Raw genomic sequence first — 14,171 nt, forward strand, 5'->3', positions numbered from 1 at the left:
ATCGTTCATCAATCATCACTACTATTCGTCATATCCCAACCGCTTAAGCATTCGCTCTTTCTGGCGCCAGTCGGGTTCTACTTTGACGAATTGTTCTAAAAACACTTTTTTGCCGAAGAAGCGCTCCAGTTCTTCGCGGGCCATAATACCCGTTTTTTTGATCATCTTACCACCTTCTCCAAGCAGAATCGCTCGCTGCGTAGCGCGTTCAACCAGAATTTCAGACTGAATGACAATAATGTCGGGCTTCTCTTTAAAACTGGTGATAATTACTTCGCTACTGTATGGAACCTCTTTCTTATAGTTCAGAAAAATCTTCTCCCGAATAATCTCCGAAGCAAAGAATCGTTCAGGCTTGTCTGTAAGTTCGTCTTTAGGGAAATAGGGAGGATGCAGGGGCAAACGAGAGATAATTCCTTCAAACACCTGCTCTATATTAAATCCATTCAAGGCCGAAATCGGAATGATTTCTTGAGCTTTAAAATGTTCATTCCAATAGGCGATTTTCTCCACTACCTGATCATGTGTAGCCTGATCAATTTTATTGATAAGCAACAGAATAGGCACATCGGATTTTTGTAGCCGCTCGATAACATCATTCTCGTCGTGCTGTTCGAATATATCGGTGACAAAAAGAACCACATCAGCATCTTCAAGAGAACCCCGCACAAAACTCATCATGGATTCATGGAGTTTGTATTGCGGTTTGATAATACCGGGTGTATCAGAATAAACGAGCTGGAATTCCTGGTCGTTATGAGTCCCGTTTAGGATACCCATAATCCGATGTCGGGTTGTTTGGGCCTTGGAGGTAATGATTGACAGCCGTTCACCAACGAGCTGATTCATGAGGGTTGACTTACCAACATTCGGTTTGCCAACGATACTGACAAAACCAGCCTTATGATCGGCCGGGAAATTTTGGATAATCTCTGTATTCATAGGAGGTGATCCCACTGGCTGATTACCAGTAGCTTTGGTTAACAACCCCCGATTCACAAAAAACGTTTCAGAGCAACAGTAAACTTTTTTTGACGAGATTAGTTGTTTAATCAGAAAGTTGTTGTACTTTTGCACTCCCAACATCGCGGGATGGAGCAGTTGGTAGCTCGTTGGGCTCATAACCCAAAGGTCGCTGGTTCGAGTCCAGCTCCCGCTACTCTGAAAAGGTCTAATTAGCTGATAAACAGTTGATTAGACCTTTTTCGTTTCCCCTAGGAGACGGTTTGGGGGGCGAAAACTGTTAGTATTTATAGATAATATCAGTAAAAAACTCTTATATATGAATTAAGAAATACATTTGGTTAATATCCCTATCACACTATTGCCACTATATTGATTTAGTATCGATAATTTATAAAAATAGTTACGATAGTATTCTTTGAAGCTGTTTAAACTTTGAGTTTACGCCTGATTTTCCGTAGTAAAATGACAGAGAAGGCGATAAAATGGAGGCTCATCCAATTTCTCACCGAATACTCGAATCGCACTAACAAGGCTTTGAAACCGTCAATCCAAACATTGGCATGCTCAATCGCTGAACGGTCTTTATAAAGTTCTTCGGCAACTATATGGTCACCACTTTAATAGACTTTCCCTGACTCCGCCGGCTCATTACGTGGATTAGGCTTGACATTGGCAATAATTTCCTGCTTAGCGCAGGCCAAGCGAAAGCCCACTGAGTCAAAGCCCGGATCCGCATTCAAGAACAAGTCTTGGCGGTTAATACCAGCCGCTTTCAAGAGAGTACAGATCTCCTCAAAGAGCCCTTGAATCTCAAACAAACCATGATGCTGGTCCGCTTGCGGGGTAGACATCGCTAACATAACCCCCTGATTGTCCGACAGAAATAGCGCATTCGTGGTATTGCAGGCTTTGCGACCCTGATAGCCTACTGCGTCGCCCCCATTTTTGGCTAGGGTATGGCTACCATCAAATTCGACACTCGACAAGTCCAAATGCTTGAGGTTTTGGGCCAATAAATTTACCCAGATTTTCTTCCAGCAGTCGGCTTTACTCCACTTGTTGTAGTAATAAAAAACAGAATTCCGCCGGGCGGTGAAGTGCTTTGTCGCTAAAGAACTGTTTGGTAGGCAATTCGCGCCATTGACAACCGGTTTTCAAGCGATGAAAAATGCATTCTACGATCTCAGTCAGAGATACTGTTGTTGGAAAGGCTCTTTGTCCAATGGTTAACTGTGGTAAAATGCATGTTTCAATCATAGCTTTGCTGATGATCCCCATTGCTGTATTTATTGAAAGTTCGCACCTCAAAATTCACGCAGCTTTGGGGATTTTCATTGAAGTTTAAACAGCTTCAATAACAGGTTAACATCTAAATCATTATAATTAATACTTCTTTTAAATGGACGATTTCATAATGTCTCGTCCGGATAATGTACGTACTGTAGGGTTGGTCAACATCCGTACGGATGTTGACCAACCCTACAACTTCTAAAACAGCGTTTCCTATAGCTTAGTGGCAATCGATTCTACCTTATAGTCGCTCGTTTCCGTTTCGATTTTCTGATTAGTGGTCTGGTCCCAGCGTTCGCGATCCGTTACGTATCCATCCGCGTTGAGGTTGTATTTGTACGCGTAGTTAAATAAGACCTTGGAGGGGCCGGTCTGGGTGCGGGTGATCGTCTGGACCAGGTGTTTGTTGAACTTCCCGAATACCGGTAAAAACATCAATGCCGTCCCATCGGACTTATCCTGGCCAAAAAACGAAAACGTAGGATTAAGCGGATAAAGATCTGCTTGCGGGATACCTCGGTTTCCGTAAGTATACTGATCCGAATAAACCAGCCTTCCATTCGTTTCTACCTTCATCGAAGATACGTCTCCATTCGTGTCGTAACCAAATACGGTCGTTTCTGCATCGGTATCCTCCACATTATAGCATTTGACCAGGCGCTTATTCTCATAGACGTACCCAAATTTCTGGACCGTAGTATTACCATTTGCGAATGTCTCCACCTCACTCCGGACGGCCATATTATCGTTATTTAGGTAAAGTGTTGTGTATTTAATTACAACAAACCCATACGCGTCGTGCGTTGAGCTTTGGCAAACAATTTGGCTGGGATTGTCATAATTGAATCCGGTGGTTACGTTGCCCTTCAGCACCTTTTTCAGTCTTCCATCCGCATGATACGTCAGTACGTACTCGCCCTGTTTAACCAGCGTATATTTTTTGGGTATCGTTGGGTTGATTGTCTGCAAGGCGGTCTCAGGGACTATGTCAGCCGACTTGGGATTTGGTGCTGTCGGTGTTAGTAAGGCATCTTTTTCACAAGACGCCAACCCGATACAAAAAGCGAAACTCAGGGCACTGGTAGTAATTTTCAAAAAAGACTTCATGGTAGTTGTTGTTTGAACTTGTTTTGTGAATGCTGTCCAATCACCTGGTGTGGTTGAACGCAACAAAGGTGGGGCTGAGCGGGCTGGTCAATCAAAAATAGAACCCTTATTGGTTCTATTGAGCACTTGAGGGGTAGGCAATCGAGCCTAAGTTGATTTAGTCGGTTTGTTGAGGGTTGGCTGTACCTTACTGCCGTTATAGACTACACAAAAGTCCTCCGACGAGAACGAATAGCCCATCTTTTCGATAAGATTGACGTAAACAGGCACCTAATGCCCCTAAAACACTTCAGCTTGAATTGCCCACTATTTAATTGGCGAACAGAACCAACGGCGTTAAAACGTTTGATGACCGACCCTGTCGGCCCCACCTTTGCTCAACAATAAACAATAAGGGCACCCACATCGGGTAGCTTCATGCTATATCAAAACAACAAAGTACCAATGAAAACCTTCGTTAAACAGAGTAACCTACTGACGAGTATCGTCTTGTCGATTGGTCTGACGGCCTGCGAGAAAGACAGCTTCCTCACTCCAAACCCAACTGGTAGCGCCCGGTCGGCAGCCCCGCCGGATGGTATCGAAGTCGGCATTCCCCAAGTGCACAAGCTTACCCAATATGGCGAGGCTAAGCTGACCTACGCTGATAATGGCCAGCTACTGGCGGTGACGACGCCCGTTCGGGGCAGTATGCCTATTCAGACCGACTACACGTATGGTCCTGGACAGATCAGGGCGTTTACCCATCAGGGAAAGATTGTGCTTCATGACGAAACGTTTAGCCTCGACGCCAGCGGTCGTTGCACGGAATCTGTCGAAGCTGGGACCTATAGTGATATTCACTGGGTCTATACGTATACAGACAAAGGCCAATTATGGTCTTGTATGAATAAAAACAGTTGTGTTGGCGGAATCACCTACAACTACAACACAGATGGCGATATGGTTATGGTAAGGGTTGCTACGGGTTTTTCAGAGGGAGTGGACATCAAAGTTGGTTACAATGAGCCAGTGGGTGCCCCCTTGCTGAATGATGCCTACCCGTTGAACATGACTGTCCCCAAGATGACTGCTCATGATACCTACCTGCGCATTTTCGGTAAGCCCAGTAAGCACTTGCCCAAACATATATCGTACGAGCGGTCGCCGGGTAGTTCCTTCTTTTATGTTCCTAGCGATTTGTTTTACGTATACACGCTTGATTCGGAAGGCTATGTGACGAAAAAAATAGAATACAACGGTCAAAGCGGTACGTTGCCTAAAACGTTTCTCTATGGATACGTACTAACCAATATACCCCTACAGCTTTAGTACGTATATAGGTGCGCGTTCAATCTTCTCCATACTCCTGATAAATGCAGAAACTGCACGTGTATTTATGCATTTAAACTGGCTCTGGCGTTTGCGTCGGAGCCAGTTTTGGTTTATAGGTCCCTGTCAACTGCGACGAAAAATAGCCTTAACAGTCTGAGTAACCTGGTAAAACCCGAAAAACAATTAAACGCGTTTTGCCTACTACTTAACGGCTGAGGCACCCACTCAACCTGAAATGTTTGAGAGACAAGGCTAACCGGAGCCAGATTTACATCCAGATGCCTGATCCGAAGCCACGCGCTAGTCCAGTGAGCCAAAGTCAGGTACGGTTCCTTTATGTTCACCCTTTAGTTCATCTAGAACACGATTATGAAAAGACGATGTTTACGTTCTCAAACGAATGTAGTCTCCACCTATTTCAATACGCCCGCCTGGCTACGTCGGGTACTGTTTAGCAGCATTCTGTTGCTGCTACCTTTTTTAGTCGCAAATGCGCAAACAAATTGGACAAGCCAGTTCCAAGTGCCTGGGCAAATAGTATTTGATGTGGCATATGGAGGGGGCAAATATGTAGCGGTTGGCAACAGTGGCCTGATCCAGATTTCTACAGATGGTGTTGGTTGGACGACGCAGGTGGCTCCTTCTCAATCGGCTGGTGCCTTACTCGGTATCGTTTACGCAAACAGTCAGTTCGTAGCGGTGGGATCTTCAGGTCGCGTCATTACATCGCCTGATGGCATAACCTGGGCGAGTCAGGTTTCGGGAACGACCAAGTTTTTATGGAGCATTGCTTATGGGGCTGGGCGATTCATAGCCGTTGGGGACGATGGCACCGCTATTACGTCGGCGGATGGTATAGCCTGGACAAGCCTGACAACCGGCACGAGCAAGGGTTTTAATGACATTACCTACGGGGACGGCCAGTTTGTGGCTGTTGGAGATGGAGGTATGATAAGAACGACTCCCAATGGTATCATCTGGACAGCGAGAGTGTCAGGCACCGCCAATGACCTAAAAGGAGTGACGATTGGTGTCAATGGGCAATTTGTGGCTGTTGGCACCAATAGTACTGTCGTTAGTTCCCCTAATGGTATAGGGTGGACGGCGCAGGAGGCAGCAGGTGGTACCTCACTACTTCTAACTTCTGTAACGTACGACCCGGCACAAGGACTCTATGTAGCCGTTGCGGAAACAATTCTTCATCAATTGCTCCGGTCAACAGATGGGATAAACTGGACGTCGGGCTCATCGGATACCCGATTGAGTTTATACAGGGTTCGGTATGTGAACAGTCTGTTAATTGCTGTCGGGCAATTGGACATCATACTTACCTCACAAAATGGAATCAACTGGTACCCACGGACGATAAGTATTGACATACAATTTAACGCAACCGCTTATGGTAACGGTCATTATATAGCTGTAGGTAAATATCCAGTCAGTATCTCGCCAGCCACGGGCACCGTTGCCGTTACTTCGACCAATGGCATTAATTACACGCTGGGTACAACCCAACATTTTTCCGGCGCGGGTGAAGGGTTTAACGATGTCGCGTTTGGGAATGGCCAGTTTGTGGCTGTTGGGGGAGAAGGTATTATTCAAACGTCGACTGATGGTAACGTATGGACCCTGCGCCACTCAACCTCCGGGGCATCGCTCTATGGCGTCGCGTATGGGGGTGGTCAGTATGTAGCTGTTGGATCAGGGCTGGATGTAGGCGGGAGCTTTCTCCGGTCGTCGGATGGCATTACCTGGATAAAGAGTGCTGCCGGAGCCAATACGTTTTACCACGGAATCACGTACACCAATGGGCAATTTGTGGCCGTTGGATTTAACGGAGCTATCGGCACCTCAACAGACGGGTCCATTTGGACGCCCCGAACCTCAGGTACTACCAATATGCTAAACAGTGTCGCCTATGGGAATGGCATCTATGTGGCGGTTGGGACTGGTGGTAAGACACTCCGCTCGACCGATGCCAGTGTCTGGACAACGGTGGCCACGTTTACGGGGAATGACCTTAATCGGGTACTATTTGCCAATAGTCAATTTGTAACCGTGGGCAAGAATGGCAGCATCTTCACCTCGCCCGATGGCGTTACCTGGACGGCTCGTAGTTTCAATAGCAACGGTGTGACGCTCAATGGCATCGGGCATGGCAATGGCTTGTTCGTAGCCGTTGGCGAGGAAGCAACCATCGTCACGTCGCCGGATGATAGCGTGGTACCGCCCGTCAATCAGCCACCCGTCGCGCCGTTCATTGCCGATGCCACAGGCACGGTCGGTCAGGTCTATTCGCAAACCATCCCTGCGTTCAGCGATCCCGAAAATCAACCCTTAACCTACAGTATAATCGGGTTGCCCCCTGGACTGCTGGTTATCGACGGGGGTAATATCGTCGGGCCACCCTCTACGGCTGGCGTGTACTCCATTACCGTCACCGCTACGGATACGGGGGGACTAAGTGCCAACGCTACCTATACACTAACGATCAATCCAGCGGGTAATCCCGGCGCTTTTGCTATTACGGGCGTAACGACGGTGAATTGTCAGACCGTCTCCGCCACCGAACGACACCTCAATTTTAGTCCCCAGTACACCGGGCTGAACGGGCAACCGATCAGCTTCTCGGTGGTCAACGAAATGCTACCGACTACTAAATCTGGCCCGTATTCGCTACGTATGTACATTGATAATCCGACCATCACCCTGAAGGCGACGCAAACCGGCAGCGCGGGTGAAGCTAGCTATACCTATAACTGGTTAGCCGCCTGTGGGGTTGTGCCACCAGGTAACCAAGCACCGACTGTCGTTCACACCATTCCCGCTCAGGCTGTCACCCAGAATCAACCCTTCAACTATGCTATCCCGGCGGCCACCTTCGCCGACCCGAATGGCGATGCGTTAACGGTATCAGTAGGCGGTTTGCCAGCGGGCTTGCTCTTCACCGCGCCCGCCACCATCAGTGGTGTACCGCTTTTCCCAGGGGAATCGATCGTGACGGTCACCGCCACCGACGGGGGTAACTTAAGCGTCAGCACCCAGTTCACCCTGACGGTAAACCCGGAGTCGATGAATGGATCATTTGCCATCACCGGCGTCAATCTGGTAAGCTGTCAGACTGTCTCCGCTACCGAGCGGCTGCTTAGCTTAACTCCCCAGTACTCGGGTTTGACGGGTCAGTCGGTGAGCTTCTCGGTGGTTAATGAGATGCTACCGACCACCAACCCAGGCCCTTACCCACTGACGATGTACATCGATAATCCGACGATCACCCTGAAAGCGACCCAAATCGGCACGGCGGGTGAAGCCAGTTTTACTTACAACTGGCTGGCAGTTTGCAACGGAAATGGCGCTCGCAAAGGAGCTGGTGAATCTGCTGAGAACGGTCTACGGGTTCGATTGCTGGGTAATCCCGTAGAGAATGGCATACTGGAAGTCGAAGTCCAGTCAGCAGCAGGCCAGCCTTTAGCGTTACGTCTAACCGATTTGCGCGGACAGATTATTGATAGCCAGAGGGTAACGCCGGCTGACTTGACTGGGCAGTACCGGTTTGAGATGGACCGTCAGTCGGCAGGAATGTACTTGCTACAGGTCAGTACGCCCACTCAGATGCGGACACTCAAGGTACTCAAGCGGTAACTAGTGAGCTACAAATCGATCTATCCCAAAGCCCTCCGTCATTCGTGCTGGAGGGCTTTGGGGTGACTTGTCAGAGGCTAACAATCAAGCAGGTAAGATTTCGGATAAATTTATTGGCATTGCAAATGAAAAATCAGTGATCGACGAGAAGCCAACTATTGATTCCTGTTTAACAAAAGCAACCGAATGATTAAAACAGATAGATTATGAAAGACACCGCTTGGTACGAAGCCTCCAGGCCTTCCCAGCCTGACAAAAACGGGGACTCGATTGTTGGCCATAAGTGGGTGGAGGTACGACCCGGTAGATCGTTAAAGTTTATCATTATTCGTCAGCGTAACGGCGACTTTGTTATTACCTGCGATCAAGCTAGTCTGGCAGCTGCTCACCTAACGTATAGGTCCTGCACGATTTATGCTTCACAGGCTCAGGCGATGCCTGCTCAGGTGCTTTGGAGCATTATTTTAGAAAGTGTAAAATCCATTTAGGCGATACGTTAGCGAATGGCCAGGGATTTATAAACCATAGATGCAGATAGTGTTCAGGAAACTGAATGTCACTGACAAAAATCCCTGTCGAAACAGCTTGACGGTCAAAGCAAGGGCACTTTCACAGTGAACGTAGTGTCGGTCTCCTCAATTAGCAGCGGCTGGTCGCTCAGGTAGGCATACAGTTTTTTCAGACTATCCAGACCCTGTTTGTTCGAGGTTTTGACCTGCGGCTTTTTCTGCCGGTTATTCACCACCCATAGATACATATCCTTCACAAACACCTGGATTTGAAGCGGACTATCCTCATCGGTGGTGTTATGTTTGATGGCGTTCTCAAACAGGTTCTGAAGCGTAACGGGTACGATTTCGTAGGCTAAGTAGTCAGCGGCTATGTCGATTGTGATCTGCAACCCATCTTCCAGCTGCGCTTGTTGCAACTCAATGTATTGTTGCACAAACGCTAGTTCGCTGGCCAGGCTAATGGTTTCTTTCTCCTTGTTCTGTAAAATGTAGCGGTAGATCGCCGATAATTTTTGCAAAAAACCAGAGGCCTGTTTAGGATCGATGATGATCAGACTGTTGAGCGAGGTGAGGCTGTTAAACAGAAAGTGGGGATTGAGGTGATTGATCAGGTTCTGGTACTGGATTTCGGTTTTGTCGCGTTCGAGCCGCGTGGCCTGCACCTGAAGATGGTGCAGCCGGGCGGTTTGGGCCACCCGGTAACGAATCAGCCCAATGGCGATGGCCAGTAGGGTCAATAGCAGAAACGCCTTGAAGGTAACTGTTTGGTAATACACCGTGTCGATATGAATGGTAAGCCGACGGATGGGCGTCTCCATGTTGTTGATCGACACACCCTTCACAGCAAATACATAATCGCCACCCGGCAGTTTTGTATAGCTGGCACTCGTTTGTGAACGGGCTTTGCTCCACTCCGTATCGTAGCCTTCCAGTTTATAGCGAAACAGATAGGGCTTTTCGTGGAGCGGCCCCAGCACCGAATATTGAACGGAAAACGAATTGTCGGATGCCTTCAGGTGCACCGTCGGTGTCGCACTGGTCAGCCAATACGTTGAATCGCTGGCAACCAGGCCACTGAGTAACACCTGAGCTGGCTTAACGGAAAACCGTGATAGGACTTCTGGTTTAAACTCGATCAGATACCCCTTAATGGCCGCCAGGATATGACCATTCCGGAGCGGCCACAGAAAATTAAAATACTCCTGGTTATCTTCGCTGTAGGGCAGGCTAATGGTCAAAAACTGATTGCGTGCGGGCGTAAAGATGGAAAACAAGTTATAAGACCCTACCCAGATATGTCCATATCGATCGGGTAAAGCCGCCAGACAGTGATCATCCCCTAAGCCGTCGTGTACGCCCCAGAATCGATACTGCCGGCTGCGGGGATCGTAGCGGGCCAGTCCGTAGCCATTGGTCGCCAGCCAGAAATAGCCGTTTTTATCTTCGGTAAACGACGAAATCGTATTCTCGAACTCCGCTTCAGCGGGGCCTTTTTGCAGACTGAATTGCCCGGTCTGCGGGGAGAATTTGGCAAATCCTTCCGGATAGAGCTCCAGCCATACCGCATTGTGGCGATCAACCAGGGCATTCCGAACCCAGAATTTAGGGTGATCTGAGCTGGACAGAATCGGATACTGGTGCCACTGACCCGTCGTAATCTGATAGCAAAGCGTCTGTTTATTCTGGTAAAAAAGCCAGATTAACTCGTTCTGCTGAAGCAGCCGATACCGACCGTTCCGAATCGTTTCGGTTTGACCATAGGCCGGTAGCGGAATGGCGATAAATTGACGAGTCTTTTTGCTGAATCGGAGCAAATGGGTTTGGCTGGCCACGTACAAATCAGAGCCGTAGGCACCAATGCCATAGGCGAAGAAAGCCCCCGGCGCCGGGTACCGTTCCAGCCGATCAGTCTCGGCTACGTAGTGCAGTAGCGTCGCTGGCGTATGTACTTCGCTACCCCACCAGGACCCATCGGAATCCTCATAAAAGTTATTGATCAGCGCCCCTGTTTTCAGGCCTGGATACCAGCGGCTTAGGGGATTCGCTTCGTATAAAGCCCGGCTTGGATTGGTGTAGGAAATGCCATTGACGGTGCCCAGCCAGATGGTGCCGTCGTCATCCTGCCAGCCCGCCCAGAAACAACTCCCCGCAATGGAAGTGCGTCGGGTGTCTTTATGCATCAGTTCACGAACCTGATCCGTGCCTGCCTTCACATAAAACATCAGGTAACTCAGGCTACTGATCCAGAGATTATGCTGGCGATCCACGAAAATCGCATTCAATTCATCGACCCGGCGACCTGTTTGGCTGATGGGTTTGATGGTTCGAATCAGTTTACGGTTTTTCAGATCGAAGATGACAATCTGCTCGTCATTATTGTCGGCGTACAGCATCTGCGTGCCATCGAGCGTCAGCGCTCCCGTAAAATGGGGCGCAAAAATGGGTAAGGCTTCCGGGTTGTTGCGGTAATTCTGACATTCACCCGTAGCTATATCCAGATAATTTAAGCCGCCATCCCGCCGGGTTCCGATCCAGATACCAGCCCGAAAGGGATCTTCCAGCAGCCCATTTCCGGAAATATAGTTTTCGGACAGGGAACGCGGATTCTGGGGGTTATGGGTGTAGAGGGTTAGGTGGTCCGTGCGGATATCATAGCGAAACAAGCCGTGGTGAATCGTCGAGAACCAGATTGTCCCTGCCCTGTCGCAAAGGATACTCAGGCAATTGCCCAACACGCGTCCAAGCCCCGTCGACATCGTTCGGAACTGAGCCGTCTCCGGATTGAATTCACTAATACCCGTATCGGTAGCCAGCCATAAGTGCCCGCGTTTGTCCTGACAAATGGCATGAACGGCATTATTGCCCAGCGAGTGTGGATTGGCCGGGTCGTGTCGGAAGATGGTGAACTGAGCCCCATCAAACCGGTTGAGGCCGTTGGTGGTGCCAATCCATAAAAACCCATCCCGGTCTTTAAAGAAGCACCTGACATAATTAAAGGATAAGCCATCGGCCTGTTGGATGTGATTAAATTCATACGGCACCAGGGGCGGCTGTTGCGCCCACAAGGCTACATAGCTCAACATCATTAGCAGCCAACTGACATAGCCAATGCGGATAAAAAAGGTCATCATTAGCGGTTCAGCCAGCGCTTGAACGCCGGTGCTTTATGTCGGCTGATCTGCACATCGACCGTATGGTGAGGTGGCCGTAACCGAACGACCAGCTTATCATTTTCGACGCTCTTGACCGACTGCACTATATCGCAGTTAATGATCAGTTGACGGTTGGCTCGAAAAAACCGGGCCGGGTCCAGCAGTTCTTCGATCTGTTCCAGCGTGTCATAATCAACCGGATAGCGTTCATTCGCAAGGGTGACGATGAAATTGATCGAATCGTACTGAAAATAAGCAATATCCGTCGTTTTGACGGGTACCCAGCCCGCCCGCGAATTCCCCAGAAATGTTTCTTTGTGGGTCGGTTTCAGGGACAGGCCCGGCTGACCAAACAGGGCCATTAATTGCTGCAAATCAACCGGTATATTCGTCTTGTTTTTGTAAATACTACGAGCCTTCTCGATGGCTATTTTTAATTCAGTCGGCTCAACGGGCTTCAGCAGGTAATCGATGCCATTGGCTTTAAACGCCTGGATCGCGTACTCATTATAAGCTGTCACAAAAATGACTGGACAACTCAGTTGGAAGTGCTTGAAAATGTCGAAGCTCATCCCATCGGCTAATTCGATATCGGCAAATACTAAATCAGGTTCTTCATTTCGGCCAAACCAGGTCAGTGCCGTCTTCACGGACGGTAATGTTTCCAGGATGCGGATAGCGGGATCAATTTCCCCGATCTTGAAGGCTAACTCTTTGGCGACTAGCTTAACATCTTCAATAATAATGGCATTCATCGGCGTAAAAAAGAGAAGCGTGAACGGCTGTCCAAAGGTTGGGGAAAGATGTAAGATAGACAAAAAAAAGCAGTTGAATGGTGGGAAAAACGGAATGAAATGTGTGAACAAGACGGCCAGAAACTCCGGTAAACTGGCGCTACGGCCAACGCAAATCAAAGTCTCCTGCTGAACTACCCGTTAAATCGGTCTACATACCCTTTGTTCGCTCTTTTGTACGCTTCGTCCACAAATAATTTAGTAACTCCGGTTAGCCTTTCATTTTTGTTCACCCATTCGGCTAAACGCAGGACGTGGACTAGCCAACAAACAAATGCCATGCAAGTACTTACGTATAGTTTCTTTGTCATCACCGCCTTACTCTACATAAGTTTAGCCCTACTTACGCCGACTAAACCCATGGTGGGTGGCGATAGTAGCATGGGCTACGGGTTAGGACTGGTCGGTTTGTCGGTGGGCTTTGCCCTGAGTAGCTTAGCCGTAACGATCTTTATCCGGGCTAAAGGTGGATTTGACTGGGTGGCACAGGAAACGGGCACGCGCACAGTACTTGTTTTTACGTTCTGGTTTTGTATGGCACTAACAACTTTTTTTGGAGCCATATTTAAACTGGAATGGCATCCAGCGAGTAGCTATCCCCAGTTTTTGCGTTGGTTAGCCCTGGGGTATGGCCAACTCTGGGTACCCTTGCTATGGCTGGTCGTAAGTTGGCTATCCCTCCGTCCGGAATGGCAATCAGCCATTTCAGTCCGGGCGTTTAGCATCCCGTTTTGGATAGGATTAAGTGTCAGCACTCTTTTTGCCGCAGGATTAGTCGTTGGTTATGTGCGCGATTCCGCGCAGCGGGCCGAAGCCGAAGTGGCTACCCGAATCGACGATGAAACGCGTTACCATCAACAGCATCTAGCCGAGATTAATGCTCATAAACCGGGCGATTCGATCCTGAGTTTATTACCCTTTACAACGCAGTATCAAGCTGATGATGTCCGACAGGCGGCCCTGGCCAAAATTAAAGCCCACCCCGACTGGGAAGCCTTATTGCTGGACCTGTTGGCCAATCCATACTATTACCGGGAAGTCTACTCATTCCTGGGCAGCAATTCGGTAGCTCATCCCGACGCGTTTATCCAGCCATTAAATCAGAGCCTTGCGCAGCTGTCAGCCGATATAAAAACAGACATTGAAACCAGCAACAACCTCCAGGACTGGAGTTTTGATTCCTATGGGATAGACCATATGTTGCAGGCCATTGATAGGCAATTTAACGAGCAAATTGTCACGTTTTATCCAAGCGTGATCAAGCTGAAGCAGGCTCTCAGCATATCTCCTCCCGAACGCTTCAACGGCGTCCGCTTTGCAGTAACCGATAGAGTGGATACTTGGCTAAAAGCACACAAAAAATAACCTCCCTTCTCTCAATAGGAGAGAGATTT

At 48.6% G+C, this 14,171-nt stretch carries 9 protein-coding genes and 1 tRNA gene; 5 read left to right on the forward strand and 5 right to left on the reverse strand.

Going from position 1 to position 14,171, the window contains the following annotated elements:
• Window positions 1–21 precede the first annotated feature (21 nt).
• Window positions 22–942, reverse strand: coding sequence for a GTPase Era (gene era / locus ACYVE4_RS06935; protein ID WP_460996263.1), 921 nt, complete (start codon window positions 940–942; stop codon window positions 22–24).
• 144 nt (window positions 943–1,086) lie between these two features.
• On the opposite strand from era, the gene ACYVE4_RS06940 reads away from it, so the two are divergent.
• Window positions 1,087–1,159 (forward strand) — tRNA-Met (locus ACYVE4_RS06940).
• Between the two features lie 424 nt (window positions 1,160–1,583).
• On the opposite strand, the gene ACYVE4_RS06945 is transcribed toward ACYVE4_RS06940, so the two are convergent.
• Both ACYVE4_RS06945 and ACYVE4_RS06950 read right to left on the reverse strand, forming a co-directional pair.
• Window positions 1,584–1,958, reverse strand: a complete 375-nt coding sequence (locus ACYVE4_RS06945; RefSeq protein ID WP_460996274.1) for a hypothetical protein — start codon at window positions 1,956–1,958, stop codon at window positions 1,584–1,586.
• Window positions 1,959–2,469: 511 nt separating this feature from the next.
• Window positions 2,470–3,363 carry a hypothetical protein gene (locus ACYVE4_RS06950; protein WP_460996287.1) on the reverse strand — a complete coding sequence of 298 codons (894 nt, stop codon included), beginning with the start codon at window positions 3,361–3,363 and terminating at the stop codon, window positions 2,470–2,472.
• 444 nt (window positions 3,364–3,807) lie between these two features.
• On the opposite strand from ACYVE4_RS06950, the gene ACYVE4_RS06955 reads away from it, so the two are divergent.
• The 3 genes from ACYVE4_RS06955 (at window position 3,808) to ACYVE4_RS06965 (ending at window position 8,807) form a co-directional block, all read left to right on the forward strand.
• Entirely contained in the window at window positions 3,808–4,674 is an 867-nt protein-coding gene (locus ACYVE4_RS06955) for a hypothetical protein (protein WP_460996307.1), read from the forward strand.
• Window positions 4,675–5,046: 372 nt separating this feature from the next.
• A complete protein-coding gene (locus ACYVE4_RS06960; protein WP_460996353.1) occupies window positions 5,047–8,319 on the forward strand; it encodes a putative Ig domain-containing protein in 3,273 nt (1,090 codons plus the stop codon).
• Between the two features lie 206 nt (window positions 8,320–8,525).
• Entirely contained in the window at window positions 8,526–8,807 is a 282-nt protein-coding gene (locus ACYVE4_RS06965) for a hypothetical protein (RefSeq protein WP_460996372.1), read from the forward strand.
• Window positions 8,808–8,911: 104 nt separating this feature from the next.
• Here ACYVE4_RS06965 and ACYVE4_RS06970 read toward each other — a convergent pair whose 3' ends face one another.
• Together ACYVE4_RS06970 and ACYVE4_RS06975 are read right to left on the reverse strand one after the other, a co-directional pair.
• On the reverse strand, window positions 8,912–11,962 hold the full coding sequence (locus ACYVE4_RS06970) for a ligand-binding sensor domain-containing protein (RefSeq protein WP_460996408.1): 3,051 nt from the start codon (window positions 11,960–11,962) through the stop codon (window positions 8,912–8,914).
• Complete coding sequence (locus ACYVE4_RS06975) at window positions 11,962–12,801, reverse strand: LytR/AlgR family response regulator transcription factor (protein WP_460996410.1); 840 nt, start codon at window positions 12,799–12,801, stop codon at window positions 11,962–11,964. Before ACYVE4_RS06975 ends, ACYVE4_RS06970 begins: the two co-directional genes overlap by 1 nt.
• A gap of 255 nt (window positions 12,802–13,056) precedes the next feature.
• Between ACYVE4_RS06975 and ACYVE4_RS06980 the strand changes: the two genes are divergently transcribed.
• Window positions 13,057–14,142 carry a hypothetical protein gene (locus tag ACYVE4_RS06980; RefSeq protein ID WP_460996411.1) on the forward strand — a complete coding sequence of 362 codons (1,086 nt, stop codon included), beginning with the start codon at window positions 13,057–13,059 and terminating at the stop codon, window positions 14,140–14,142.
• Window positions 14,143–14,171 lie beyond the last annotated feature (29 nt).

The sequence above is a fragment of the Spirosoma harenae genome, from assembly GCF_054776975.1.